The sequence below is a fragment of the Cryobacterium sp. MP_M3 genome (assembly GCF_015752155.1).
GTDB lineage: Bacteria > Actinomycetota > Actinomycetes > Actinomycetales > Microbacteriaceae > Cryobacterium.
Genome location: NZ_JADOVI010000001.1, coordinates 572,161 through 597,976 on the forward strand (window position 1 = coordinate 572,161; position 25,816 = coordinate 597,976).

General features: G+C 70.4%; 25 protein-coding genes and 1 riboswitch. Of the genes, 18 read left to right on the forward strand and 7 right to left on the reverse strand.

Features of this window, described 5'->3' with window-relative positions:
- The first annotated feature begins 42 nt into the window (after positions 1-42).
- From IWX89_RS02620 to IWX89_RS02635, 5 genes are all read left to right on the forward strand, one after another.
- On the forward strand, positions 43-1,125 hold the full coding sequence (locus tag IWX89_RS02620; RefSeq protein ID WP_196901992.1) for a Glu/Leu/Phe/Val dehydrogenase dimerization domain-containing protein: 1,083 nt from the start codon (positions 43-45) through the stop codon (positions 1,123-1,125).
- A 125-nt stretch (positions 1,126-1,250) separates the two neighbouring features.
- Entirely contained in the window at positions 1,251-2,039 is a 789-nt protein-coding gene (gene ddaH, locus IWX89_RS02625; protein WP_196901993.1) for a dimethylargininase, read from the forward strand.
- Positions 2,040-2,139: 100 nt separating this feature from the next.
- Complete coding sequence (locus tag IWX89_RS18745) at positions 2,140-2,274, forward strand: hypothetical protein (RefSeq protein ID WP_255548458.1); 135 nt, start codon at positions 2,140-2,142, stop codon at positions 2,272-2,274.
- A 331-nt stretch (positions 2,275-2,605) separates the two neighbouring features.
- Positions 2,606-4,327, forward strand: coding sequence for an ABC transporter ATP-binding protein (locus IWX89_RS02630; RefSeq protein WP_196902132.1), 1,722 nt, complete (start codon positions 2,606-2,608; stop codon positions 4,325-4,327).
- A complete protein-coding gene (locus IWX89_RS02635; protein ID WP_196901994.1) occupies positions 4,324-6,129 on the forward strand; it encodes an ABC transporter ATP-binding protein in 1,806 nt (601 codons plus the stop codon). Before IWX89_RS02630 ends, IWX89_RS02635 begins: the two co-directional genes overlap by 4 nt.
- On the opposite strand, the gene IWX89_RS02640 is transcribed toward IWX89_RS02635, so the two are convergent.
- Positions 6,126-6,542: a cytoplasmic protein gene (locus tag IWX89_RS02640; RefSeq protein WP_196901995.1), complete on the reverse strand. Its 417-nt coding sequence runs from the start codon at positions 6,540-6,542 to the stop codon at positions 6,126-6,128. The two genes, IWX89_RS02635 and IWX89_RS02640, sit on opposite strands and share 4 nt — an antisense overlap.
- A gap of 187 nt (positions 6,543-6,729) precedes the next feature.
- On the reverse strand, positions 6,730-7,170 hold the full coding sequence (locus tag IWX89_RS02645; RefSeq protein WP_196901996.1) for a cupin domain-containing protein: 441 nt from the start codon (positions 7,168-7,170) through the stop codon (positions 6,730-6,732).
- A gap of 168 nt (positions 7,171-7,338) precedes the next feature.
- On the opposite strand from IWX89_RS02645, the gene IWX89_RS02650 reads away from it, so the two are divergent.
- Positions 7,339-8,244, forward strand: a complete 906-nt coding sequence (locus tag IWX89_RS02650) for a CPBP family intramembrane glutamic endopeptidase (RefSeq protein WP_196901997.1) — start codon at positions 7,339-7,341, stop codon at positions 8,242-8,244.
- Here IWX89_RS02650 and IWX89_RS02655 read toward each other — a convergent pair.
- Complete coding sequence (locus tag IWX89_RS02655) at positions 8,214-8,531, reverse strand: MGMT family protein (protein ID WP_196901998.1); 318 nt, start codon at positions 8,529-8,531, stop codon at positions 8,214-8,216. The two genes, IWX89_RS02650 and IWX89_RS02655, sit on opposite strands and share 31 nt — an antisense overlap.
- A gap of 13 nt (positions 8,532-8,544) precedes the next feature.
- The gene (locus IWX89_RS02660; RefSeq protein WP_196901999.1) at positions 8,545-8,997 is read right to left on the reverse strand and encodes a GNAT family N-acetyltransferase; all 453 of its coding nucleotides are present in this window, start codon (positions 8,995-8,997) and stop codon (positions 8,545-8,547) included.
- A 143-nt stretch (positions 8,998-9,140) separates the two neighbouring features.
- Here IWX89_RS02660 and IWX89_RS02665 point away from each other — a divergent pair, with 143 nt between their 5' ends.
- The 5 genes from IWX89_RS02665 (at position 9,141) to IWX89_RS02685 (ending at position 14,981) form a co-directional block, all read left to right on the forward strand.
- The gene (locus IWX89_RS02665) at positions 9,141-10,355 is read left to right on the forward strand and encodes an NADP-dependent isocitrate dehydrogenase (protein ID WP_196902000.1); all 1,215 of its coding nucleotides are present in this window, start codon (positions 9,141-9,143) and stop codon (positions 10,353-10,355) included.
- A gap of 106 nt (positions 10,356-10,461) precedes the next feature.
- Positions 10,462-12,357 (forward strand): heavy metal translocating P-type ATPase, encoded by a 1,896-nt coding sequence (locus tag IWX89_RS02670; RefSeq protein ID WP_196902001.1) that lies wholly within the window; start codon positions 10,462-10,464, stop codon positions 12,355-12,357.
- A 43-nt stretch (positions 12,358-12,400) separates the two neighbouring features.
- A complete protein-coding gene (locus IWX89_RS02675) occupies positions 12,401-13,297 on the forward strand; it encodes an AraC family transcriptional regulator (protein WP_196902002.1) in 897 nt (298 codons plus the stop codon).
- Between the two features lie 19 nt (positions 13,298-13,316).
- Complete coding sequence (locus IWX89_RS02680; protein WP_196902003.1) at positions 13,317-13,709, forward strand: DUF1761 domain-containing protein; 393 nt, start codon at positions 13,317-13,319, stop codon at positions 13,707-13,709.
- A gap of 51 nt (positions 13,710-13,760) precedes the next feature.
- Complete coding sequence (locus tag IWX89_RS02685; protein WP_196902004.1) at positions 13,761-14,981, forward strand: MFS transporter; 1,221 nt, start codon at positions 13,761-13,763, stop codon at positions 14,979-14,981.
- A 5-nt stretch (positions 14,982-14,986) separates the two neighbouring features.
- Here the strand turns inward: IWX89_RS02685 and IWX89_RS02690 are convergent, their stop codons facing one another.
- Both IWX89_RS02690 and purU read right to left on the reverse strand, forming a co-directional pair.
- The gene (locus IWX89_RS02690) at positions 14,987-15,337 is read right to left on the reverse strand and encodes a YrdB family protein (protein WP_307836365.1); all 351 of its coding nucleotides are present in this window, start codon (positions 15,335-15,337) and stop codon (positions 14,987-14,989) included.
- A 33-nt stretch (positions 15,338-15,370) separates the two neighbouring features.
- A complete protein-coding gene (gene purU, locus IWX89_RS02695) occupies positions 15,371-16,243 on the reverse strand; it encodes a formyltetrahydrofolate deformylase (RefSeq protein WP_196902005.1) in 873 nt (290 codons plus the stop codon).
- Between the two features lie 174 nt (positions 16,244-16,417).
- Between purU and IWX89_RS02700 the strand changes: the two genes are divergently transcribed.
- Positions 16,418-17,707, forward strand: a complete 1,290-nt coding sequence (locus IWX89_RS02700; RefSeq protein ID WP_196902006.1) for an MFS transporter — start codon at positions 16,418-16,420, stop codon at positions 17,705-17,707.
- A 70-nt stretch (positions 17,708-17,777) separates the two neighbouring features.
- Here the strand turns inward: IWX89_RS02700 and IWX89_RS02705 are convergent, their stop codons facing one another.
- Positions 17,778-19,373 carry an amino acid permease gene (locus tag IWX89_RS02705; RefSeq protein ID WP_196902007.1) on the reverse strand — a complete coding sequence of 532 codons (1,596 nt, stop codon included), beginning with the start codon at positions 19,371-19,373 and terminating at the stop codon, positions 17,778-17,780.
- 145 nt (positions 19,374-19,518) lie between these two features.
- Here IWX89_RS02705 and IWX89_RS02710 point away from each other — a divergent pair, with 145 nt between their 5' ends.
- From IWX89_RS02710 to mnhG, 6 genes are read left to right on the forward strand one after another with little or no spacing between them, the layout of a single operon-like run.
- Complete coding sequence (locus tag IWX89_RS02710; protein ID WP_196902008.1) at positions 19,519-22,473, forward strand: Na+/H+ antiporter subunit A; 2,955 nt, start codon at positions 19,519-19,521, stop codon at positions 22,471-22,473.
- Positions 22,470-22,916 (forward strand): sodium:proton antiporter, encoded by a 447-nt coding sequence (locus tag IWX89_RS02715; protein ID WP_196902009.1) that lies wholly within the window; start codon positions 22,470-22,472, stop codon positions 22,914-22,916. Before IWX89_RS02710 ends, IWX89_RS02715 begins: the two co-directional genes overlap by 4 nt.
- A gap of 5 nt (positions 22,917-22,921) precedes the next feature.
- Positions 22,922-24,481, forward strand: a complete 1,560-nt coding sequence (locus IWX89_RS02720; RefSeq protein ID WP_196902134.1) for a Na+/H+ antiporter subunit D — start codon at positions 22,922-22,924, stop codon at positions 24,479-24,481.
- Positions 24,478-25,065, forward strand: coding sequence for a Na+/H+ antiporter subunit E (locus IWX89_RS02725; RefSeq protein ID WP_196902010.1), 588 nt, complete (start codon positions 24,478-24,480; stop codon positions 25,063-25,065). Before IWX89_RS02720 ends, IWX89_RS02725 begins: the two co-directional genes overlap by 4 nt.
- Positions 25,065-25,331, forward strand: a complete 267-nt coding sequence (locus IWX89_RS02730) for a monovalent cation/H+ antiporter complex subunit F (protein WP_307836366.1) — start codon at positions 25,065-25,067, stop codon at positions 25,329-25,331. The genes IWX89_RS02725 and IWX89_RS02730 overlap by 1 nt, the downstream gene beginning before the upstream one ends.
- Positions 25,328-25,684, forward strand: a complete 357-nt coding sequence (gene mnhG / locus IWX89_RS02735; protein ID WP_307836367.1) for a monovalent cation/H(+) antiporter subunit G — start codon at positions 25,328-25,330, stop codon at positions 25,682-25,684. Before IWX89_RS02730 ends, mnhG begins: the two co-directional genes overlap by 4 nt.
- A 6-nt stretch (positions 25,685-25,690) precedes the next feature.
- Positions 25,691-25,780: riboswitch (ZMP/ZTP riboswitch) on the forward strand.
- The last annotated feature ends 36 nt before the right edge of the window (positions 25,781-25,816 follow it).

Genomic DNA, 25,816 nt, shown 5'->3' on the forward strand with positions numbered 1-25,816 from the left:
CCCCAACCCACCGGCCCACAAGGTCAGCAAGGAGAAACAGTCATGACCCTCACGCAACCATCACCGTCGCTGGATGCGCTCGTCGGAATCCCGTTCACCCACGAACGCGTGCTGATCACCACGGGCATCCGCTCGGGCCTCGTGATCACCGTGGCCGTGCACTCGACCAGGCTCGGTCAGGCCCTGGGCGGCGCCCGGATGTGGCAGTACGAGAACTGGACCGATGCCGTCGCCGACGCCCTGCGCCTCTCCGCGGCGATGACTCTGAAGAACGCGGCCGCCGGGCTGAACCTCGGCGGCGGGAAGTCCGTCATCCAGCTGCCCCTCGGCACCACGCTCACCGAGGCGGAGAAGCGCGACGCCATGCTCGACCTCGGCGACGCGATCGAGAGCCTGGACGGCGCCTACATGACGGCGGAGGACGTGGGCACGAACGCCGAGTTGATGGCCGTAGTCAAGGAACGCACCGACCACGTGTGCGGCCTCCCTGCCGCCAGCGGCGGCGTGGGCGAACCCGCCGACGCGACCGCGGCGGGCGTCTACGCCAGCGTCGTCGCCACCCTCGACGCGCTGTTCGGCAGCCGGGAGGTGTCCGGCCGGCACATCGTCATCTCCGGGCTCGGCCAGGTCGGCGGACGCCTCGCCACGGCGCTGGCCGCGGCGGGCGCCCGCCTCACCGTCAGCGACGTCAACCTCGCCCGGCGGGAGCTGGCCGACTCGCTCGGCGCCACCTGGGTGTCCGTCGACGACGTGCACCTCGTGCCGGCCGACCTGTTCGTGCCGTGCGGCCTCGGCGGGGTGCTCACCGCCCGCGTGATCGGCGAACTCAATGTGCTCGGGGTCGTCGGCGCCGCCAACAACCAGCTCGCCCAACCGGAGGGCGCCGCCCAGCTCGACGCGCGCGGCATCCTCTGGGCGCCCGACTTCGTCGTCAACTCCGGCGGGGTCATCTACCTGGCGCTCGCCTCGGAGCCGGGTGCCGACCTGGACGCCGTCGCGGCGCGGGTCGACGCGATCGGCGACACCGTGTCGACCATCTTCGCGGATGCCCGCGAGCAAGGGATCACGACCCTCGCCGCCGCCGAGGACCTGGCCGCCGCCCGGCTGGACGCGGCGCGCCGCTGACGCCTGGCCGGCCGGACGCGCCGGGGCGCTGACGCCGGCGCCGCCGCGGGGGAGTCTCGGCCCCCACGCAGCGGCGCCCGGCACCCGCCGAATCACGGGCGGCTGCCGGGCCATACACTGGCGGGATGGAACCCGTCGCCGTGCCCCAGCCTTCCCAGCGCCGCGCCCTCGTGCGCCGGCCCGCCCGCAACCTCGCCGAGGGGCTCCTCACCCACATCGAGCGCACCGAGGTGGATCCTGCGCTGGCCGAGACGCAGTGGCGCGGCTACGTCGCCGCGCTCGCGGCCGAGGGCTGGGAGACCATCGAGGTCGAGCCGGCGCCGGAGCTGCCGGACTCCGTCTTCATCGAGGACGCCGTGATCATGTTCGGCGACCTCGCCGTCGTCGCCAGCCCGGGCGCCGAGACCCGCCGTGGCGAGACGGCCGGGGCCGAGGCCGCCGTGGCCCGCCTCGGCATTCCCGTGCAGCACATCGACCTGCCCGGGACCCTCGACGGCGGCGACGTGCTGAAGGTCGGCCGCACCGTGTACGTCGGGCGAAGCCTCCGCACCAACGACGAGGGCATTGCAGCGTTGCGGAACATCCTCGCGCCGCGCGGCTACACGGTGGTCGCGGTGCCGATCAGCCGCGCGCTGCACCTCAAGACCGCGGTCACCGCGCTGCCCGACGGCACCGTGATCGGCTTTCCGCCGCTCGTCGACGACCCGTCGGTGTTCGAGAGGTTCCTGCCCGTTCCGGAGGCCCACGGCACCGCGGTCGTCGTGCTCGACAACCGCACCGTACTGATGTCCTCGGCCGCCCCGCGCTCGGCGGAACTCTTCGCCCAGCGCGGCTACCGCGTTGTCGCCGTCGACATCTCCGAGTTCGAGAAACTCGAGGGCTGCGTCACCTGCCTCAGCGTGCGGGTCCGCTGACGGATTCTTCCCTTGCGCTCGGCCGGCATCGGTCGTAGTCTGAAAGGCTGCCTGATCAGGGGGGGCACAGCACAGAAGACGACGCGCTCAGGAGGCCGACATGACACAGACAGCACAACGACAGCTCGCACCGGATGCGAACCTCGGCGCTGCCTTCGGTGCCGGCTTCCAACCCGCCGGCTTCCAACCCGCCGGCCTCCGCCCCGCCCGCCTCCGCCCCGCCCGCGCCGCGTAACCCGCCGGCACCCGCACCGGCACGACCCGCCCCGCACCAGCCCGCAGCTCCCAGACCGCTGCCCGCGCTCCGGAAGCTCCACCCTTCCGCCCGTCGCCGACGGAACCCGAACGTCGTCGACACCCACCGGCGTCTCATCGCGCCGCATGCGCCAGATCGCCGCGCACCAGACAACTGACCGATTCAGGACTCACACGTGACCACGCTCACCGACCAGGAACATCCGTTCGACGACGCAGGAGACACCCCACCCATCCGGAGGACCACCCTCCAGACCCTGCTGCGTCTCTACCCCTACGCGAGGCCGGCCCTGCCGCGCCTCACCCTCGGCATGCTCGCCGCGCTCCTCGCCGCGCTCGTCGCGCTCGCCATCCCGCAGGTGCTGCAACGGCTCGTCGACGGCGCGCTGTCCCGGCAGGACTCCGCCCAGATCTGGCCCGCCGTGGTCGCGATCCTCGGGCTCGGCGTGCTCGAGGCGGTGCTGATCGGGCTCCGGCGCTGGTTCGTGCTCGGCCCGGGCACGCACATCGAGGCCCGGATGCGCAACGCCCTCTACGCCCGGCTTCAGGACCTCCCGGTCTCATTCCACGACCGCTGGCCGAGCGGCCAGCTGCTCTCCCGCGCCGTCAGCGACCTCAACCAGATCCGGCGCTGGATCTCGTTCGGGCTCGTGCTCCTCGTGGTCAACCTGGTCACGATCGTGATCGGCGCGGTCATCCTGGTCTCGATGAACTGGGTCCTCGGCGTCATCTTCCTGGTCTGTTCGGTGCCGCTCTGGATCGTCGGCTACCTGTTCGAGGAGAAGTACTCCGTCGTCGCCCGGCGCAGCCAGGACCAGGCGGGCGACCTGGCGACGGCCGTCGAGGAGTCGGTGCACGGCATCCGCGTGCTCAAGGCGTTCGGGCGCGGTTCGTTCGCGCTGAAGAACTTCTCCGCGCAGGCGGAGAGCCTGCGCGGCACGGAGATCGAGAAGGCGCGGGCCATCGCCGGCATCTGGCTCTGGCTGCTGCTCGTGCCCGATGTCGCCTTCGCGCTCTGCCTCGTCGCCGGCGTCTGGCTGGCCAGCCAGGGGGAGCTCACAGTGGGCGGCCTCGTCGCGTTCTTCGCCACCGCGACCGTGCTGCGCTGGCCGGTCGAGTCGATCGGGTTCCTGCTGTCGATGACCTTCGACACCCGCACCGCCACCGACCGGTTCTTCGACGTGCTCGACGCCCCGAACACGATCACCGACCCCGAGCATCCGGCCACGATCGACCACCCGCAGGGACGCCTCGCCTTCGAGGACGTGCACTTCCGCTACCCCGACTCGCCCGACCGGTTCCCCGACCTGCTCGACGGCATCGACCTGGTGCTCGAACCCGGCGAGACGATGGCGCTGGTCGGCCTGACCGGCTCCGGCAAGTCGACCCTCACCGCGCTCACCACCCGGCTCTACGACGTGACGGCGGGCGCAGTGACCCTCGACGGGGTGGACGTGCGGGCCCTCGGCCGTGAGGAACTGCGCCGCCACCTGGCGATGGCGTTCGAGGACGCGACGCTGTTCTCGGCATCCGTGCGCGACAACGTTCTGTTGGGCCGCCCCGAGTGGGCCGAACGCTCCGGCGACGCGGATGCCGCGCTCGAGGAAGCGCTGCAGGTCGCCCAGGCAGGGTTCGTGCACGAGCTCCCGCAGGGTGTGGACACCCTCGTCGGCGAGGAGGGGATGTCCCTCTCCGGAGGCCAGCGGCAACGGCTCGCCCTCGCCCGCGCCGTCGCCGCGAAGCCCGCGGTGCTCGTGCTCGACGACCCGCTGTCGGCGCTCGACGTGGACACCGAGTCGCTGGTCGAGGCGGCGCTGCGCGAGGTGCTCGCCTCCACCACCGCGCTGGTCGTCGCGCACCGGCCGTCCACGGTCATGCTCGCCGACCGGGTGGCGCTGCTCGAAGGCGGCAGGATCACTGCGGTCGGGCGGCACTCCGACCTGCTCCGCCAGAGCGAGCACTACAAGTTCGTCATCTCCAGCCTGGAAGACGAAGAACGACGCGAATCCGCACGGAAGGGGGTGACGCTGTGAGCGTCACCGGAGTCGAAGGAGAAGAGCGCAGCAACTTCAGCGCCGCGGAGAGCAAGCAGATCCGGGCGAGGTCGCTGCGCCTGCTCGGGTCGCTGCTCGCCCCCGTGCGCTGGCCCGTGATCGCGGCGATGCTCATCGTCGTGCTCTCGACGGTCGCGCAGGTGGCCGGTCCGGCGCTGATCGCCTACGGGATCGACCAGGGGCTGCCGGCGCTGCTCGACCAGGACTGGTTCCCGCTCGCCGCCACCGGGGTGGTCTACCTGCTCACCGGCGTGATCGGCGCGGGCCTGATCGCCTGGTACACGCTGATGTCCGCCCGGATCAGCCAGGGCGTGCTGATCGACCTGCGCAAACGGGTCTTCCTGCACACTCAGCGGCTGAGCCTTGAATTCCACGAGTCGTACACCTCGGGCCGGATCATCTCCCGGCAGACGAGCGACCTCGACGCGATCCGCGAGCTGCTCGACTCCGGGATCAACCAGCTCGTGCAGGGCCTGCTCTACATGACCTTCACCGCGATCGCCCTGTTCGCGCTCGACGGGATGAGCGGGCTCGTGCTGTTCGGTTCCCTGGTGCCGCTGCTCATCCTCACCCGGTGGTTCCAGGTGCGCTCGCAGACGCTGTTCCGGCAGTCCCGGACCGCCTCGGCGAGCCTGATCGTGCAGTTCGTGGAGACCATGACCGGCATCCGCGCGGTCAAGGCCTTCCGGGCGGAGAAGCGCAACGAGAAGGTGTTCGGCGAACTCGTCGAGGACTACCGGAAGGTGAACGGCCGGGTCATCCAGCTGTTCGGCATCTTCGACCCCGGTCTGGTGCTGATCGGCAACGTCGCGGTCGCCGTGGTGCTCCTGGTCGGCGGGTTCCGGGTCGCCGACGGGCAGCTGGCCATCGGCGCCCTGCTCGCGGCGCTGCTCTACACCCGGCGGTTCTTCGACCCGATGGAGGACATGGCGATGTTCTACAACTCCTACCAGTCCGCCGCCGCGGCGCTGGAGAAGATCTCCGGCGTGCTCGAGGAACACCCCGGCGTGCCCGACCCGGTGGCGCCGGTCGACCTGTGGAAGGCGCGCGGGCAGGTGTCGTTCGACCAGGTGAGCTTCGCCTACCAGAGCGACCGGGTCATCCTGCCCCGGTTCGACCTGACGCTCCCGGCGGGGCAGACCATCGCCCTGGTCGGGTCGACGGGGGCCGGCAAGTCGACCCTGGCCAAGCTGATGGCCCGGTTCTACGACCCCTCCGACGGCCGGGTCAGCCTCGACGGGGTCGACCTGCGCGACCTGCACCCGAAGGACCTGCGCCGGGCGATAGTCATGGTGACCCAGGAGGCGTACCTGTTCAGCGGGTCCGTCGCCGACAACATCGCGATCGGCAAACCGGATGCCACGCCCGCCGAGATCGTCGCAGCGGCGCGGGCCGTCGGTGCGCACGACTTCATCGAGGGGCTGCCCAGCGGGTACGACACCGACGTGAACAAGCGCGGCGGACGGGTCTCGGCCGGGCAGCGGCAGCTTATCTCGTTCGCGCGGGCGTTCCTCGCCGACCCGGCGGTCCTCATCCTTGACGAGGCCACCTCGAGCCTGGACATCCCCAGCGAACGGCTGGTGCAGCAGGCCCTGCAGACCCTGCTGGCCGATCGCACCGCCGTGATCATCGCGCACCGGCTGTCGACCGTGGCGATCGCCGATCGGGTGCTCGTGATGGAACACGGCCGGATCGTCGAGGACGGCACCCCGGCCGACCTCATCGCGGGCACGGGGCGTTTCGCCCAGCTGCACGCCGCCTGGCGGGAGTCGCTCGTCTAGGCGCCGGTGGCCGGGCCGAGCGGCTGCCCGGCCGCGGCCGTGGGCGACGACGACGTCGGCGCGGGCTCCTTCAGCTCGAAGAAGATCGTGTGCGTCTCTGTGTCGCCCGTGTTCTCACCGGAGTGCTCCTGGGCGGCCAGCCAGCGGGCCTCGCCTTCGGGCAGGACCACGTCCACCTCCCGGCCGTTCGCGGAGAGCCGCCGGCTGAACGAACTGAGCGTGAACATCACGCTGTCGGGATGCGCGTGCGGGGTGGTCTTGTCGCCGGGGGAGTCGCGGTACTCCAGCACGCGCACGCGCTCGTTCTCCAGGATCACGCGGTAGTGCCCGGGATTGGTCCGCACGGGGTCGTTCGCCGGCGCGGCTTCGTCACTGGGGACGGCATCGCCGGTCAGTGCTGGATCGTTCGTCATGGCGGCAGGCTAACACCGTGCGTCCGGCAGGGACAGGTGCAGTCCGGCACCCGGTCCGCGAGCCCGGTCCGCGCCGCCCGGCACCCGGGGCGGCCTCGCGGCGCACCGTGCGGAACGGGGCGCACCGTAGAACGTGCGCCGGCTTCCGCACGGTGTGCCGCGACATGATGCCGGCGACTCCGTCAGGTCAGGCGAAGCCCCAGGCCTTCTCCTCGTCGCTCGACGCGTCGGAGAGAGGGGTTCCGGTCAGCGGGCGGGGCGCGACGGGACCCAGCGGGTGGTACCCGGGGTCGGGGGCCCGCACGGCCGCCTCCTTGAGTTCCACGAAGATCGCGTGCGTCGGGGTCTTGCCGATGTTGAGGCCGGCGTGTTCCTGGGCTGGGAGCCAGCGCGTCTCCCCGGCGGGCAGTTCGACGTCGAGCTCGCGACCCTCCGACGACAACCGCCGGGCGTAGGCGCTCAGGGTGATCATCACACTGTCGGGATGCTCGTGCGGGTTGGTCTCATCGCCGGGGGCGTCGAGGAACTCGAGCACGCGAACACGCTCGTTCTCGAGGAGCACCCGGTAGAGCCCGGGGTCGGTGACGAGGGGATCCAGGGGATCGGTGGCTTTCTTTTCGCTGTCCATGTGGCACGGTAACACCGTTGGGCGGCGCCGAACAAGGGTTCGGAGATGACCGGCAGCCGACGATTGCCGGTCCACCGCGGCGGGCGCCGGAAGCACCTTGACGCGTGCGGTGACAGGGACTAGGACGGAACGTGGGGCATCCGGATGAGTCATTCGATGGGAGTTCTCATGAGCCGGTCAGTTTCCACCGCAGCGCAACGCCCGTCCCCCTCGCTCCGGGCTTTGGCCGCCCGCCGCCCGGTCAGCACGTTCTGCGTCGCCGCCGTCGGACTGGTCCTGCTGCTGCAGACCCTGCTGCTGGTCGCGGGGCTCGACCTGACGCCCGGCAAACTCGCGGAACTCGTCATCCTGTTCGGGCTCGCCCTCCTGCTCACCACGTGGATCGGCGGGGCGCCCCTGGTGCGCCGGCTGCTCGGAGGCCTGGCGCGCTGGCGGTTCGGCGTCGGCCGGTGGCTGCTCGTGCTCCTGGCGATGCCCGCCCTCACCGTGGCGATCGGCCTCGCCACGGGCACCTTCCGCACCTCGCCCGACGGCTGGGGAGTGGTGACCCTCGACTACCTGGTCATCCTGGTGCTCATCGCCCTGACCGCGAGCATCTGGGAGGAGACGGCGTGGTCCGGTTTCGTACAGTCGCGCCTGATGGCGCGCCGCGGCCTGCTCATCGGCTCACTGCTCGCCGCGGTGCCGTTCGCGCTCATCCACCTGCCGCTGGCCTTCGAGTCGTCCGGCCTGGCAGGGACGAGCCTGACGGATGCCTGGATCAGTTGGGCCTTCGTCATCGGCTCTGCGCCCTTCTTCCGCTACCTCGCGGGCGGCCTGCTGGTCGACACCGGTGGCAGCGTCCTCGCCGTCGCCCTCCTGCACGCGTCGTTCAACGCCTCCGGCTCGCTCAGCATCGTCCCCGGCGGTTGGCAGTACGCCCTCGCCCTCGTGGTGCTCACGATCCTCGTGGCCGCCTACCGCGCGATCCGCGGCCGCTCGCTCGTGCGCGGCACCGTGCCCGCCCTGGTGGAGCCGCAGCCACAGTCGAGGTCCCGGTCGAGTCAGGCCGGCGACCAGCGCGCCACGGCGTAGTCCACCCGGTAGCCGGGGGCCAGCGCGTTCAGCAGCGGCGTGCCCTCTGCCCGGTAGTGCGCGAGCGCGCGCGCCTCGTGTTCGAGCGGCGGGTGCCCGCCGGCACGGATGACCCGCCACCACGGCGCATCCGACCCGTAGTGGCTCATCACCTGGCCGACCACGCGGGCGCCTCGCGAGCCGAGCACCGCCGCGACATCCCCGTAGGTCATCACCCGTCCGGGCGGAATCGAGTCGACGATGTCGAGCACGTGGGTCACGAACGGGCTGTCCGGGGCGATGCGCATGAGGCTGCCTCGGTCAGAGCTGGAGGGAGCCGATCGTTTCGCCGTAGGCGGTCTGGCCGATGTCGCGGAAGCCGATCCGGTGGAAGAACGATTCCGGGCCCTCTTCGCCGGGCTCCCAGATCACGGTGATGTGGTCGAAGCCGCGCTTGCGTGCCTCCTCGGCGAGAGCCTCCGCGGCGAACTTGCCGACACCCCTGCCCTGGGCGCTCGCGTCCACGTTGATCCGCCAGATGCAGGCACGGAACTCCTCGTGCGTCGATTCGGGGTCGAAGTTGCCGTGAATGAAGCCGGCCACCTCGCCGTCGAGCAGCACGACCCGCTGCCAGGATGTTGCCGGGTTGATCACGGATGCCGCGACCGAGTAGGAGACCGGAGCAATGTATTGTTCCTGGCCCGGCTTCAGGCTCAGGGTATTGGCCGCAACAATATTGCGCGCGGACAGTTCTTCCAGTCGTAGTTCACCCATAGCAACAGGCTAACGTGCGCCCGGGGGTGCCGGTAGTCGGGGTTTCGGCCGACCCGCGAACTGTCTCGATGTCAAGATAGTTGCGTCCCTCTAGTAGAATTGCCGTGGCCATTCAGGCCCCCCGACATTCTGAGGAGAATTCATTGGCGAAGATCAAGGTTGAAGGCACTGTCGTCGAGCTCGACGGGGACGAGATGACCCGCATCATCTGGCAGGCGATCAAGGACACCCTGATTCACCCGTATCTCGACATCGACCTCGAGTATTACGACCTGTCTATCCAGAAGCGCGACGAGACCGATGACCAGATCACGGTCGACGCGGCCCGCGCCATCCAGAAGCACGGCGTGGGCGTCAAGTGCGCGACCATCACGCCCGACGAGGCCCGGGTCGAGGAATTCGGCCTGAAGAAGATGTGGGCGTCGCCCAACGGCACGATCCGCAACATCCTCGGCGGCACCATCTTCCGCGAGCCCATCATCATCTCCAACATCCCGCGCCTCGTGCCCGGTTGGAACAAGCCGATCATCATCGGCCGCCACGCGTTCGGCGACCAGTACAAGGCCACGAACTTCCGTTTCGAGGGCGAAGGCACGCTCAGCATGACCTTCACCCCGAAGGACGGCAGCGCGCCCCAGGAGTTCGAGGTCTTCCAGGCCCCGGGCAGCGGCGTCGCGATGGGGATGTACAACCTCGACAAGTCGATCATCGACTTCGCCCGTGCCTCGCTCAACTACGGCCTCGAGCGCAACTACCCGGTGTACCTCTCCACGAAGAACACCATCCTCAAGGCCTACGACGGCCGGTTCAAGGACATCTTCCAGGAGATCTTCGACGCCGAGTTCAAGGAACGCTACGAGGCCGCCGGTCTCACCTACGAGCACCGCCTCATCGACGACATGGTCGCATCCGCCATGAAGTGGGAGGGCGGCTACGTCTGGGCCTGCAAGAACTACGACGGCGACGTGCAGTCCGACACGGTGGCGCAGGGCTTCGGCTCGCTCGGCCTGATGACCAGCGTGCTCTCCACCCCCGACGGCAAGGTCGTCGAGGCCGAGGCCGCCCACGGCACGGTGACCCGTCACTACCGCCAGCACCAGCAGGGCAAGCCCACCTCGACCAACCCGATCGCGTCGATCTACGCCTGGACCCGCGGCCTCGCCCACCGGGCCAAGCTCGACGAGAACCCGGCGCTCGCCGAGTTCTCGCACACCCTCGAAGACGTGGTCATCAAGACGGTCGAGAGCGGCAAGATGACCAAGGACCTCGCGCTCCTGGTCGGCCCGGACCAGGGTTACCTGACCACCGAGGAATTCCTCGCGGCCATCGCGGAAAACCTCCGCACCCGCCTGGCCTAATCCCGCACCGCACGCCGGAAGGCCCCGACTCTCGTCGGGGCCTTCCGGCGTTGAGGCGAGCCTTTCCTTGCTGGCGCGGCGCGCCGCCCGGGGGAACAATATGAGCATGTCGTCTCTCTTCGGTGCCGTACGGCGCTACCCGCTCGTCGCGACCACGGTCGTCCTCGGGCTGGTCGGCGTGGTGCTCGCACTGGCCGGGCTGCCCGACCTCGTCCGCTGGCTGTTCAGCGGGTTCGGGCTGGCCGTGGCCGCCTACGAGGCCGTCGGCATGGTGCGGCGGTTGCGCCGCGGAACCTTCGGCGTCGACTTCCTCGCCATCACGGCGATCGTCGCCACCGTGCTCGTCGGCGAGTACGTCGCCACCATGATCATCGTGCTGATGCTCACCGGCGGTGCGGCGCTGGAGGACTTCGCGGTGAACCGTGCCAAGCGCGAGCTCAACGCCCTGCTCCAGCGCGCCCCGCAGATCGCTCACCGGCACTCCGCCGACTTCACTGAGGTCGAAGACGTGCCGGCCACGGACGTGCGTGTGGGCGACCACCTCCTGGTGCGCCCGGCCGAGATCGTGCCCGTCGACGGGACGCTCGTCACCGACAGCGCCGCGTTCGACGAATCCTCCCTCACTGGGGAAAGCCTCCCGGTCGAACGCGTCACCGGCGACGCCATCCTCAGCGGGTCGATCAACGGCCAGGCCGCGGCGACCATCCGGGCCACGGCGACGGCGGCCAACAGCCAGTACCAGCAGATCATCGCGCTGGTCGAGGAGGCGGCGGCCAGCAAGGCGCCCGTGGTGCGCCTCGCCGACCGGTACGCGGTGCCGTTCACCGCGGTGTCGCTCCTGATCGCCGGGCTGGCCTGGCTCTTCGGCGGCGACCCGGCGCGTTTCGCCGAGGTGCTCGTCGTCGCCACCCCCTGCCCGTTGCTGATCTCCGCGCCGGTCGCGTTCATGGGCGGCATGAGCCGCGCCGCGCGCAACGGCATCATCGTCAAGGGCGGCGGGGTGCTCGAGACCCTGTCGCGGGCGAGGACCGTCGTCTTCGACAAGACCGGCACTCTCACCCACGGTGCGCCCGCCATCGCCCGGGTGATCCCGGAGGCGGGCTTCGGCGAGGACGAGCTGCTGGCGCTCGCCGCGTCGGCCGAGCAATACTCCTCGCACGTGCTCGCGGCATCCGTCATCGCGGCCGCGCACGCCCGTGGACTCGCCCTGACCTCCACCGACACCGCCAATGAGGTCCCCGCCAACGGCGTCGTCGCCCGCCTCGGGTCGGCCGAAGTCACCGTCGGCAAGCTCTCCTACGTCAGGGACCGGGCGCCGGATGCCGTGGCCACCCCCCTCGACGGCGGCGAACTCGCCATCTACCTCGCCGTCGACGGCCGGTTCGCCGGGAGCATCGTGGCCAGCGACCGGCTGCGCGGCAACGCCAGACAGACGATGGCCGACTTCCGGGCGCTGGGTATCACCGAGACCGTCATGCTCACCGGGGACGCCCGCCCGACGGCGGAGCACATCGCGGCCCTGGTCGGCATCGAGAGCGTGCAGGCCGACTGCCTGCCCGTCGACAAGGTCGACGCGGTGCGCGGCCTCACCCGGCGACCGGTGATCATGGTCGGCGACGGGGTGAACGACGCGCCGGTGCTCGCCGTCGCCGACGTCGGCATCGCCATGGGCGCCAAGGGTGCCACGGCGGCCAGCGAATCGGCGGACGTGGTCATCCTGATCGACGACCTGTCGCGCACCGCACGCGCCGTCGCGATCGGCCAGGACACGATCCGGATCGCCCTGCAGAGTATCTGGCTGGGCATCGCGCTGAGCCTGGCCCTGATGATCCTCGCCGCCGTCGGGTTCATCCCCGCCACGATCGGCGCCCTGCTCCAGGAGTTCGTCGACCTGGCCACGATCCTGAACGCGCTGCGCGCGATCGGCGGTCGCCGTGATGCCGCGGTGAAGGCCCAGGCGAGGGCGGAACTCCCCATCGCCGGCTCCGCCCTCGTGCACTAGCCAACCGCTGGCGCGGATCACCGGTCGGTTCTACGGTGGCTGCATGACCTATCTCGAGCGGCCAGTGCCCGAGACGCTCGCTCCCGCCGTGACCCGGGTCTGGTACCAGGAGGCGGAAACCGCCGCCCGATACGAGCGGATATTCCCGCAGCCGGCCGTGCACTTCATTCTCAACCTGTCGGGTCCGTATCTCCTGCTCGATCAGGGTGCGGGGCAGGTGCGCTCCTTCCCGGCCGGTTTCCTCTCCGGATTGCAGCGCCGGTACCTGACCATCCAGAGCCCACCGGTGATCCGGCACATCGGTGTGGAACTGGCTCCGTTCGGCCTCGCGCGTTTCAACACGCTCCGCGCCGACGCCCTCGCGGGCACCGTCACGGACAGCCAGGGACTCATCGGCGACACGACGGCGTTGCGGGACAGCGCACGGGCAGCACTGGCGGCGAACCCGGGAGAGGCCGGCCAGACTGCGGCGCTCGACCTGGTGCTGGCTCACCTGCGGGAGTGCGCCAGGCCAGGCCAGTCGCCGCCGGCCGGAATCCTCCGTGCCGTGGCACGGGTCCTGACCGACCCCGATGAGCCGGTCGCATCGCTCGCGGCCGGCGTCGGGCTCAGCCACCGCGCGCTCATCGACGGGTTCCGAACCTGGTGCGGTGTGGCTCCCAAGGTGTTCGCCGACATCGTGCGATTCCGGCAATTCGTCGCCGCCCTCCCGCTTGACGGGCCGATGCCGCCGTGGTCCGAGTTCGTCGGGGCATCCGGCTACTACGACCAACCGCATTTCATCCGGGTGTTCCGTGCCTTCACGGGGTTCACCCCGTCCCGGTACCTCGAGATCGTGGCGCGCTACGGCACGGAATACGCCGCCTTCGTTCCGCTGGACACCCCGGGTGACGCGGCGGAAAAATATACAAGCCAGGCCGTCCACCGATTGCTACCGTGATGCGTCGGAAAGAGGAATCATGGATGCTCAACTCAATTGGCCGGCGGTCCTCCTGGCTGCAGCCTCCACCTTCGTCATCGGCGGGCTCTGGTACTCGCTGCTCTTCGCCCGGCCCTGGCAGCGCGAGGCGGGCTTGAGCGACGAGCAGCTGAAGACGGGGTCGGCCCGGATCTTCCTCGGATCGTTCCTGCTGGCGCTGGTGATGGCCGCCAGCCTCGCGGCATTCATCGGTGACGGTGGTTTCGTCTTCGGAGTGTTCGCGGGCGCGGCGGCGGGACTCACCTTCGTCGCGGCGGCGGTCGGGGTGACCTACCTGTTCGAGCGAAGAAGCCTTCGCCTGTTCGCCATCAACGCGTCATTCAGCGTGGTGTCGTTCACCGTGATGGGCGCAATCATCGGCGCCCTGCAGTAGCCGGTGCAGCAGCCGGCGCGGGGCGCCCGGTCGAGGCCGTAGCCTAAGGGGATGCGACGCATCCGCCTCAGCTCAGGAGCCCCACGGCCCGGGGCGACCCCGAAGCCGAGGCTCTCCCGCGAGGTGCTCGTGCTCGGCGTGATCGCGTTCTTCGTGATGGTGGGTTTCGGCGTCGTCGTGCCCGTGCTGCCGGTCTACGTGCGCAGCTTCGGGGTGGGCAACCTGGAGATCGGCGCCGTCGTCTCCGCGTTCGCGCTCATGCGCTTCGTCGCGAGCCCGTTCTGCGGCCGCCTGATCGACTGGGCCGGCGAACGGGCGATCCTGGCGACCGGCATCGGGATCGTCGCGCTCTCCAGCGGGCTGGTCGGCGTCGCCCAGAACTACCCTCAGCTGCTCCTGCTCCGCGGGGCCGGCGGCATCGGGTCCGCCATGTTCACGGTCTCCGCGATGACCCTGCTCCTCGGCTCCACCTCGCCGGGCATCCGCGGCCGCGCGATCGGCTTCTACCAGGGCGGGTTCCTCCTCGGCGGCATGGCCGGTCCCGCGCTCGGCGGACTCCTCGCCACGATCTCCCTGACCGCACCGTTCTTCTTCTACGCCGGCACGCTGACCGTCGCCGGCATCCTCGGGCTCCTGCTGCTCGGCCCGAGCCGGCGCACCGGGGTCGACGAGTCGGGCGCCGCCGTGCCGAGGGTCCCGTTCCGCACCGTGCTGCGCGACCCCCGGTTCCGGGCGGCCTGCCTCGCCAACTTCTCCCAGGGCTGGACCTCCTTCGGGGTTCGGAACGCGCTCATCCCGGTGCTCGTGGTCGAGGTGCTCCGGGGACCGAGCTCGTGGACCGGGATCGCCTTCGCGTTCGCGGCCGTGGCCCAGACCCTTGCGCTGGCCCCCGCGGCGCGGTTCGTCGACACGGTCGGCCGCCGGCCGGCCATCATCGGCGCGTACGCGCTCGCCGCCGCGACGATTATGGCGGTGCCGTTCGCGCCTGACATCGTCGTGCTCACCGGGCTGCTCTGCGTCTACGGGGTCGCCTCGGCGTTCATGGGCACCGCCCCGGCGGCCGCGGTCGGCGACGCGGCCGGCGCCGGCGGGGGCCGCCCCGTCGCGGTGTTCTCGATGTTCTCCGACTTCGGCGCGATCATCGGCCCGCTGGTCGCCGGGTTCCTCGCGGACCGGTTGTCGTACCCGATGGCGTTCCTGGTCGGGGCATTGTTCTTCCTCGCGACCTCGCTCTACGCCACCCGGATGCCGCGCGAGACCCGCCGGGCCTGACCCGGCTAGCGCAGTTCGGAACGGCCGGTGAGCACGCCGCTCACCGTCGCCACCAGGGCGAAGAGCACGCCGACCAGTGGCAACCCCAGGTCCCACCAGGCGAGAGCCGCGGCGCCGAAGACGGCGATCTCGACGACGGCCTTGCCGAACGGGTCGAGGGTGAACACGGCCTTGGGGGAGCGGAAGAGCGCCCAGAGCAGCACCGCGAAGGCCGGGGCGGCGATGCCGACGAGCACGCCGGGCCAGGGGAGCGGCCACCCCGCGAAACCCCAGAAACCGAGGGTGACGAACGCGAAGAGTTCGAGCAGGAACCGCAGGATGTCGTTGGCGCCGACCTGCGCGCGGGAATTTGTCACGTGGTCAATCCTACCGAGCGGCGGAATCCCGAATCAGCGGAAGATGATGGTACGGGCCCCGTCGAGCAGCACCCGGTGTTCGGCGAACCAGGTCACCGCCTGGGTGAGGGTGCGGCTTTCCTCGTCCTGCCCGATCGAGACGAGCTCGGCCGGGGTGCGGGAATGGTCCACCCGCACGACGTTCTGCTCGATGATCGGCCCCTCGTCGAGGTCGCCGGTGACGAAGTGCGCGGTCGCGCCGATCAGCTTGACCCCGCGGGCGTGGGCCTGCTTGTAGGGGTTCGCACCCTTGAACCCGGGCAGGAACGAGTGGTGGATGTTGATGGCGCGGCCCTCGAGCACCTTGCACAGCTCGGGGGAGAGGATCTGCATGTACCGGGCCAGCACGACCAGTTCGATGTCCTCCTCCTCGATCGCCTCGACGACGCGGGCCTCGAACGCGGCCTTGCTGGCGGCATCCGTGATCGGCAGGGACTCGAAGGGCACGCCGTAGAAGCCGACCAGGTCGCGCAGGGTGCCGTGGTTGGACAGCACCAGCGGCACCTCGATCGGCAGCTGCCCGCCGCGCTGGCGGAAGAGCAGGTCGTTGACGCAGTTGCCCGCCGTCGACGCGAGCACGAGGGTGCGGACCGGACGGCCGACGACGTCGATGACGGACTCCATCGCGTACTTCTCCACCACGGGCGCGAGCTCGGCCTCGAGCTCCTCGCGCGGCGCGGGGCACTCCACCTGCAGCCGCATGAAGAACCGGCCGGTGTCGGCGCTGGTGAACTGCTGGCTCTCCGTGATGTTGCCGCTGGCCCGCACGATGGCGCCGCTGACCGCGTGCACGATGCCCGGCTGGTCGACGCAGACGAGGGTGATCACCCAGTGGTGACGTGTGCGGGGCGCGAGCGAGGAAGTCATCCGACTAGGTTACCGGCCTCCCCGGCCGCCCGGATTGCACGTCGGGTAGACTGGGCAGCGGTCGGCGCAGCACGCCGGCCCCGGGCGCGCACGTCGGCGCGCAGTCAATCCGGACCGGCCCCGCTGCCACAGAGTGGCGGGCGCCACTGTTCCCGTCTGTGAGCCACAGCCACCATGTCATTCACCGCGCCCATCACCCTGCCATCGTCCGATCCGTCCGGCGAACCGGGCAGCCCTGGCCCGGCGCCGGGCCCGTTCCCCTGGGTGGGCCTGATCGCCCTCGCCGCGGCCGTCTTCCTGTCGGTCACCTCCGAAATGCTGCCGACCGGCCTGCTGCCGGACATGAGCCGGGCCCTCGGTGTCAGCGAGGCCCAGGTGGGGCTGCTCGTCTCCTGGTTCGCCTTCACCGTGGTGCTGACGAGCACCTCCCTCGCCCACCTCACCCGCCGGCTGCCCCGGCACGGCCTGATCGTGCTCGTGCTGGTCGTGCTCGCGGTCAGCAATGTGCTCACCGCGATGGCCCCGAACTACGCCTTCATGGTGGGCGGGCGCATCCTCGGCGGCATGGCGCACGGCCTGTTCTGGGCAGTGGTCGGCGCCTACGCGGCGCACCTGGTGCCCCGGGAGCAGATCGGCCGGGCCGTGGCGATCACGGTGTCCGGAGGCACCCTCGCGTTCGTGTTCGGCGTTCCGCTGGCCACGGCCGCCGGCCACCTGCTGGGCTGGCGGCTCTCATTCGTCGCCCTCGCCGGGTTGATGCTGGTGGGGGCGGTCGTCGTCTGGCGGTTCCTGCCGCGCGTGTCGCACTACGGTGCCCGCCGCACCCCTGCCGAGCTGGCCGCGATCGCCGACGCCGCGCCCGCAACCGCGGCGACACCGGCCGAACCGCGCCGCGACCCGACCATGCCGGCGGTGATCCTGCTCTGTGCCATCACGGCACTGACCATGGTCGGGCACTACACCTTCTACACCTACATCGCCCCGTTCCTGATCGACGGGCTCGGCGTGGACGGCGCCGCCGTCGCGCCGCTCCTGTTCGCCTACGGCATCGCCGGCGCGCTGGGGCTGGTGCTCTCCGGCACCGTGTTCGGCCCACGGCCCCAGCTCGGACTCGTCATCGGAATCACGGTCTCCGCGCTGAGCGTCACCGTGCTGGCGCTATTCGCGTCGACGTTGCCGGTCGCCATCACCGCCTTCGTGCTGTGGGGGCTGGCCTTCGGCACCCTGCCGCCGCTGCTGCAGACCCGGCTGCTGCGCACCGCCTCCCGGCGCATCCGTGACACGGCCAGCGCCATCTACACGACAGCGTTCAACGCCGGCATCGGCGGCGGGGCGCTGCTCGGCGCCGCCCTGCTCAACACGGTGGGCATGGACGCCGTGCCGGTGACCTACATCGGCATCCTGGTGCTCGCCCTCGTGCTGGTCATCGTCAGCGACGCGGTCACCCGCCGCCGCGCCGCCTGAGCCGCCACGCCTGGGCCGGCGGCGACCGGCCGGGCGCCGGTCGCCGGCCTGCGCCCGGGGAACGCGCCTGCTAGGGCTTCGGGTGCCGGCCGTCGCGGTCGGAGAGCGGCCGGTTGGCGACCACCGGAATCTGGCCGGTGAAGCCCTCGCGGGCCGCCGCGATTTCGAGGATTCGTCCGCGGCAGGCATACCAGCCGGCGACCAGGGCCGGAATGATCACGATGAGGGTGCCGATGGTGAGCGTGCCGGTCGGCCAGTCGAAGGCCATCAGCACGAGCACGCCGACGAGGAAGACGAGAGTGACGTAGCCCGTGTACGGGGCCCCCGGCATCCGGAACGCCGGTCGCGCCAGGATGCCCTTCTTCGCCCAGGCCTGCAGGCGCAGCTGGCAGAGCACGATCATGCCCCAGGCGCTGACGATCCCGATGGCCGCCATGTTGAGCACGATCTCGAAGGCCTGGTCCGGCACGATCGCGTTCAGGCCGACGCCGGCGAGAGTGACGAAGCCGGTGAGCAGGATGCCGCCGAACGGCACCCCGTTGCGGCTGATCTTGCCGGCGAAACCGGGGGCAGATCCCGCGAGCGACATCGAGCGCAGAATGCGTCCGGTCGAGTAGAGGCCGGCGTTCAACGAGGACAGGGCCGCGGTCAGCACGACCAGGTTCATGATCACGTCGACGCCCTCGATCCCGATGCTGCCGAAGAACGTGACGAACGGGCTCTCGCCGGCCTTGTAGCTCGTGTAGGGGAGCAGGAGCGAGAGCAGCAGGATCGAACCGACGTAGAAGATGGCGATCCGCACGATGACCGTGTTGATGGCCCGCGGCATGACCTTCTCCGGGTTCTCGGTTTCGCCAGCGGCCGTGCCGATGAGCTCGATCGAGGCGTAGGCGAAGACGACGCCCTGCACGACCAGCACGGAGGCGAGCAGGCCGCCGGGGAACCAGCCGCCGTTCCCGCCGATCAGGTCGAACCCGACCTGGGCGCCGTCGACGGGGGTGCCGAAGATGACCATCCAGGTTCCCACCAGGAGGAAGGAGACGATGGCCACGACCTTGATCAGCGCGAACCAGAACTCCATCTCGCCGAACACCTTCACCGAGAGGAGGTTGAGGCAGAGCACCACGGCGAGGGCGATCAGCGCGAACAGCCACTGCGGCACCGCCCCGATCGGCGCCCAGTACTTGGCGAAGAAGTTCATGTACAGCGCCACGGCGGTCACGTCGACGATCGCGGTCATGACCCAGTTCATCCAGTAGAGCCATCCGGTGACGAAGGCGGTCTTCTCACCGAAGAACTCGCGTGCGTAGGAGACGAACGAGCCCGAGGACGGACGGTGCAGCACGAGCTCGCCCAGGGCGCGCAGGATCAGGAACGCGAAGAACCCGCAGATGGCGTAGACGATGACGAGCGAGGGGCCGGTGCTCGCCAGCCGGCCGCCGGAGCCGAGGAACAGCCCGGTGCCGATGGCCCCGCCGATCGCGATCATCTGCACCTGGCGGGCCTTGAGCCCCTTGTGGAGCCCGTCGTCCTCGTGGACGCTGAGGGCGTCCGAGATGTGCTCGAGCGGGGTCTCCTTGGGGAGGCCGTGGTGTTCCCGATGTTCTCCGTGCCCGGTTTCGTGCGGGGCTGGAGGCTGTTCGGGCCCGTGGGTGGTGCTCGTCATGGGGCCGCTTCCGTCGTTCGATTTTGGCCAACACTATCGCGCGAGGGCTTCCCGGCTCCTGTCGGGGGCCCCCGGACGGGGGAACCCGAGGCAGGCATCCGGTACACTGGACCTGACACTCTGACTGGGAGAGCCGGGAGGCCGCATGGCGACAATCCTCCTGATTTTCCTGATCCTGTCGCTTTTCACGCCGGCCCTCACCCGTCGCCTCGGCCCCCGCGTGTTCTACCTGATCGCCCTGCTCCCGGCGGCGGCATTCGTCTTCACCCTCGGCCAGACCGGGCTCGTCACCCGCGGCGGGGCGGCCACCGAGAGCATCCCGTGGATCCCGCAACTCGGCGTGGCGCTCTCCTTCCGCGTGGATTCGCTGGCCTGGCTGCTGGCCCTCGTCGTCACCGGGATCGGCGCGCTCGTGCTCGTCTACTGCGCACGCTACTTCGCCGCCGACGAGCCGGCCCTCGGCCGTTTCGCCGCCTGCCTGCTCGCCTTCGCGGGCACCATGTACGGGCTGGTCACCGCCGACGACATCGTGCTGATGTTCATGTTCTGGGAGATCACCAGCGTGCTCTCCTACCTCCTGATCGGCCACTACACGTTCAAACGCGAGAGCAGGGGCGCGGCGCTGCAGGCCCTCCTGGTGACCACGTTCGGCGGGCTGGTCATGCTCGTCGGCGTGGTGCTGCTCAGCGTGACCTCCGGCACCACCTCGCTCGCGCTGCTCGTGGCCGAGCCGGTCACCGGGCCGGTTGCCGGCTGGGCGGTGCTGCTGATCCTGGTCGGCGCCCTCTCCAAGTCGGCGCTGGTGCCCTTCCACTTCTGGTTGCCCGCGGCGATGGCCGCCCCCACCCCGGTCAGCGCCTACCTGCACGCGGCGGCGATGGTCAAGGCCGGCATCTACCTGGTCGCCCGGCTCGCGCCCGGCTACGCGGACACCGCCGGCTGGCTGCCCGTGCTGGTGACGATCGGCGTCTGGACCATGCTCGTCGGCGCGTGGCGGTCGCTACGCAAACACGACCTCAAACTGGTGCTGGCCTACGGCACGGTCAGCCAGCTCGGCTTCATCATGGTCGTCGTCGGCTTCGGCAGCCGGGACGCGGCGCTCGCCGGGGCGGCGCTCCTGCTCGCCCACGCCCTCTACAAGGCGGCGCTCTTCCTCGTCGTCGGCATCATCGACCACCGGGCCGGAACCCGCGACCTGCGACGGCTCTCCGGCCTCGGCCGCAGCGAACCCGCGCTCGCCGCGATCGCGCTCATCGCCGCCGCGTCGATGGCCGGGCTGCCGCCGCTGCTCGGCTTCGTCGCCAAGGAGGCCGTGTTCACCGCGTTCCTCGAGGCCGGCCTGGCCGGCGACGGCTGGGGCTGGGTCGCGCTGGCGGGCACGGGCATCGGCTCGGTGCTGACCGTGGCGTACAGCATCCGCTTCTTCTGGGGCGCGTTCGGCACCCGCCCGGCGATGGCGCCCACCGCGCTGCACCCGAGCCGGTGGGACTTCGCCCTCGCGCCGGGCCTGCTCGCCGTCGCCACCCTCGCGCTCGGACCGCTGAGCGGCCTCCTCGACCCGCTGCTCTCGCCCTACGCGGACACGGTGCCCGGCGGCGGCGACTACCATCTGGCGCTCTGGCACGGACTCGAACCCGCCCTCCTGATCAGCACCGTGGTCGTGCTGGCCGGCGCCGTCCTGTTCTGGCAGCGGCTGCGAGTGGCCCGGGCGCAGGCGAGGGTGCCTGACTGGATCGACGCCGGGCGCGGCTATGGGTCCCTCGTGCGGGCCGTGGACCGTTCGGCGGACCGGGTCACCCACTTCGCCCAGCACGGCGGCCTGCCGCAGTACCTGGGCACGATCCTCGTCGTCTTCGTGCTCGCCCTCGGCTTCGCGGCGTCGGTCAACCGCAGCTGGCCCGAGACGCTCGTGCCCTGGGATTACCCGGGCCAGGTTCTGATCGCCCTGGTGATGGCGATCGCGGCGGCCTGGGCCGCCCGGGTGGTCAAACGGATGACGTCGGTGCTGCTCGCGGGAGTCACCGGCTACGGTCTCGTGGCGCTGTTCGCCCTCCACGGCGCCCCCGACCTCGCCCTGACCCAGGCGCTGGTCGAGACGATGACCCTCGTCGTCTTCGTGCTGGTGCTGCGGCGGCTGCCGCCCCGGATCATCCAGAACAACCGCCCGGCGCACCGGCGGCGGCGCGCCCTGATCGGCGTACTTGTCGGCGCGGTGATGGGAACCATCGCGGTGATCGCCCTCGGCGCCCGCCAGGACCCGGGCATCGCGGCGGAGCTGCCGCGCCTGGCGCTCGAGGCCCACGGCACCAATATCGTCAACGTCATGCTCGTGGACATCCGGGCCTGGGACACGATGGGGGAAATCGCCGTGCTGATCGTCGTCGCCACCGGCGTCGCCAGCCTGCTGTTCGTCTCTGGACGGGCCGTGCCGCTGCCGCGGCTGAAGGGCTCCCGCAGCCAGCGGTCCCCGCGCAACCGGCGACGCATCGTCGCCGACCCGCAGGCGTCATCCGCCGGCCACGCCGTGAGCCGCCAGTCGTTCCTGCTGGCCGGCCGCACGATGCCGGAGGGTGACCGGTCGATCCTGATCGAGGTGCTGGTGCGCCTGCTCTTCCACCCCGCGATCATCGTCTCGGTCTACCTGCTCTTCGCCGGCCACAACGCGCCGGGCGGCGGGTTCGCTGGCGGTCTACTGGCCGGCCTCGCGCTCGTCTCCCGCTACCTGGCCGGCGGCCGCTACGAACTGGGCGAGGCCGCGCCGATCGACCCGGGCAAGCTCCTCGGGCTCGGCGCCGTGCTCGCGGTCGGCACGGCCGTGGCGTCCCTCTTCTTCACCGGGATCCCCCTGGAATCGGCCTACGCCGCCGTCGACGTGCCCGTGCTCGGCCACCTCTCCTTCGGCACCTCCACCATCTTCGACATCGGGGTCTACCTGGTCGTGATCGGGCTCGCCCTGGACATCCTCCGCAGCCTCGGCAGTGAGATCGACCGGCAGAGCGAGGCGGGCGAGGCGGGCGAAACGCGCGAAACGCGCGAAACGAGTGAGGCAGAAACCGCATCCGCACCCGCGAGCGCGCCGGCGCCGGAGGTGCTGCCGTGAGCGCGTCCCTGACCCTCGTGGTGCTGATGGCCGTGCTCTACGCCGCGGGCGTCTACATCATGCTCGAGCGCAGCCTCACCCGGGTGCTGATCGGCTTCGTGCTCGTCGGCAACGCCACCAACCTGCTCATCTTCCTCATGAGCGGCCGCCCCGGTGGCTCCCCGATCATCACCGGAACCGCCCAGGACGCGGGGATGGCCGATCCGGTGCCGCAGGTGCTGATGCTGACGGCCATCGTGATCAACTTCGGGATCACGGCGCTCATTCTTGCCCTGATCTACCGGTCCTGGTGGCTGGCCCGGCTCGGCGACGAGGGCGACGACCTCGCCGACGAACACGCCGGTGAGACCACGTCGTCGGCGGAGGAGAACTTCCGTTCCTCCTCGGACGACGACGACGCCGTGCAGGCGTCCCTCGACGCCGGCGAGGAGGAGGCCCGGTGAACCCGATGACCATCCTGGTGCCCCTCGTCGTCGCGATCCCGCTGATCGGCGCGGCGATCACCCTCGCCCTCGGCCGGCGGCACCGCCGGCAGGTCGCGGTGAGCGTCGTCTCGCTGACCCTGGTGGTGCTGGCCGGCGCGGTGCTCCTCGTGCTGGTCGACCGGCACGGCCCCGCCGTCGTGCACGTCGGCGGCTGGCAGGCTCCGTGGGGGATCGTGCTCGTCGTCGACCGGCTGTCGGCCCTGATGCTGCTGATCTCGGCGCTGATGCTGCTCGGCGTGCTGCTCTTCGCGGTCGGCCAGGGCATCGTCGACGGCGACAGCGAGACCCCCGTGTCGATCTTCCACCCCAGCTACCTGGTGCTGGCGGCCGGCCTGTTCAACGCGTTCATCGCGGGCGACTTGTTCAACCTCTACGTCGGTTTCGAGATGCTGCTCTCGGCCAGCTACGTGCTGCTCACCCTCGGCGGCACGGGAGCACGCATCCGGGCCGGCGTCACCTACATCGTCGTCAGCCTGGTCTCCTCCGTGCTGTTCCTCAGCGCGATCGCCCTGATCTACGGCGCGACCGGCACGGTGACCCTCGCCCTGCTGGCCGAACGCATCCCGGCCCTGCCGACCGGGGTGCAGCTCATCCTTGGGCTGATGCTGCTGCTCGCCTTCTCGGTGAAGGCCGCCGTGTTCCCGCTGTCGTTCTGGCTGCCGGACTCCTACCCGACCGCCCCGGCCCCGGTCACCGCCGTATTCGCCGGCCTGCTCACCAAGGTGGGCGTCTACGCCATCCTGCGCACCCAGACGCTGCTCTTCCCCGAGAACCCGTTCTCGGTTCCGCTGCTGGTGGTGGCGATGCTCACCATGCTGGTCGGCATCCTCGGCGCGCTCGCCCAGGCCGACATCAAACGGATGCTGTCGTTCACCCTGGTCAGCCACATCGGCTACCTCATCTTCGGCATCGCCATCGGCACCCCCCTCGCCCTCGCGGCGACCATCTTCTACCTGGTGCACCACATCTCCGTGCAGACCACACTGTTCCTCTGCGCCGGGCTCGTCGAACGGGTCGGCGGCACCACCTCACTGGCCCGGCTCGGGGGGATGCTCAAGGCCGCGCCCGTCGTCGCCGTGCTCTTCTTCATCGGCGCCCTCAACCTCGGCGGGATCCCGCCGTTCTCCGGCTTCCTCGGCAAGCTCGCGCTGTTCCAGGCCGGCGCCGAGCTGGGCACACCCCTGGCCTACGCGGGGCTCGCGGCGGGCGCGGCCACCTCGCTGCTCACCCTCTACGCGCTCACCCGGGCCTGGAACATGGCGTTCTGGCGACCCCGCCGCGAGGTGGAGAACTACGAGTCCAGCATGCTCGACCGGCTCACCGACGACCCGCACGATGAGGGCACGGTCATCACCAAGACCGTGTCACCGCTGATGGTCGGGGCCACGGCGGCAATGCTCACGCTCACGCTCTGCCTGACGGTCTTCGCCGGCCCCGTCTTCGCCTTCGCCGCCCGCGCCGCCGCGGACATCGAGGCTCCCGCCACCTACGTCGACGCCGTCTTCCCGAACGGAACGCCATGAGCACCCCCCGGCAACGCCTCGCCGCCGCGGTGAACCAGGCACCCTTGTTCCTCGGACTCGTCGTCCTGTGGATGCTGCTCTGGGGCCGGTTCGGCTGGCTCGAGCTCCTCACCGGAACGCTGGTCGCGGTGCTGGTTGCGGTCACGTTCTACCTGCCCGCGGTGCAACTGAGCGGGCGGCTGAACCCGTGGCACAGCGCCCGGTTCCTCCTCCGGCTGCTCGCCGACATCGTGCGGGCCTCGGTGCAGGTCGCCGCGCTCGCCCTCTCGCCGCGATACCGCCCCGGCAACGCCATCCTCGCCATCGGGCTGAACACCCGCAGCGACCTGATCCTCACCTGGACCGCCGTGGCCACCTCGATCGTGCCGGGTTCGATCGTGGTCGACGTCGACCGGGTGAGCTCCACCCTCTACCTGCACGTGCTGAACGTGCACACCGCCGCCCAGGCCGAACGGTTCCGGGCGAGCGTGCTCGCAACCGAGCGGCGGATCGTGCGGGCCTTCGGTTCACGTGAGGACGTCGAACGGATCAGGGCCTGCCCCGCCGGGGCGGCTGCCGCCCCCGACACCCGTGAAGGGGCCTGATGATGGAGATCGTGGTCGTTGTCGCCGGGGTCCTGTTCGGCGCCGGCGCGCTCTGCGCCGTCTACCGGATCATCCGCGGTCCCACCGTGCTGGACCGGGTGGTCGCCTCGGACGTGCTCGTCGCCACCGTGATCTGCGCGCTCGGCGCCGAAATGGCGGTCAACCGGCACACCGACAACCTCCCCGTGCTGCTGGTGCTCGCCCTGTTCGCCGTGGTCGGCTCGCTCAGCGTCGCCCGGTTCCTCACCGGCAGGGGCGACTCGTGAACGACGTAGTGCAGGACGGCGTGACCGCCGTGCTCGTGCTCGCGGCGGCCGTGATGTGCTTCGCGGCCGGGGTCGGCGTCATCCGCTTTCCCGACGTGCTCAGCCGGCTGCACGCGGCCACCAAACCGCAGATCTTCGGCCTGATCGCGGTGACGGCCGACATCGCGGTGAACGATTTCAGCGTCGGCACGGTCACCCTCGTCGTGGCCATCGTCGGATTCCAGCTCCTCACCGCGCCGATGGCGGCGCATCTCGTGGCCCGGGCAGCCTACGCCCAGGGCCGGTCGCGACCCGACCTGCTCTTCGTCGACGAATTCGCCCCGGCCGACCGCCGGCCGCCCCATCGTGACTGATAGGATCGAGCCTGTCGCAACTGGCGTAGCACGAAAGATGGGTCACCATCGGGGAGCGACTGACACGGTTAGTGGCCGCACGCCTGGGCCACGACGATTAATCATCACGTCGTTAACCAATTCGTCTAAGGA